The sequence below is a fragment of the Cupriavidus sp. WS genome (assembly GCF_000395345.1).
GTDB classification, from domain to species: domain Bacteria; phylum Pseudomonadota; class Gammaproteobacteria; order Burkholderiales; family Burkholderiaceae; genus Cupriavidus; species Cupriavidus basilensis_B.
The window spans coordinates 1-301 of the sequence record NZ_AQPL01000785.1 but is presented as its reverse complement, the minus strand read 5'-3'; the positions used below and the strand labels follow the sequence as shown (position 1 = coordinate 301).

1 pseudogene is annotated in these 301 nt (G+C 65.1%); it reads right to left on the bottom strand.

Annotation, left to right across the window (positions count from 1 at the left end):
* Nucleotides 1-301, bottom strand: a pseudogene (locus K206_RS40760) (magnesium-translocating P-type ATPase); the annotation flags it as partial.

The following is a 301-nucleotide window of genomic DNA, read 5'->3' as shown; positions in this document are numbered from 1 at the left end:
TAGCGGCCCAGCTTGCCGATCTCCCAGCGGCGCGGGCGGCTGATGGCGCTCTCGTCGACGTTGTCGGTGGGCAGCGCGGTCTGCGAGAAGTCGTAGAGCAGGTTGTTGGTCAGGACCTGGATCGGCGCCATCGGCAGGAATGGCAGCCACGCGCTCGCGCCGAGCACGCTGAACATGTTGCCGAAGTTGGAGCTCGCGCCCATGCGCAGGTACTTGAGCAGGTTGACGAAGACCTTGCGGCCCTCGATGACGCCGTCGTGCAGCACCATCAGGCTCTTTTCCAGCAGGATGATGCTGGCCG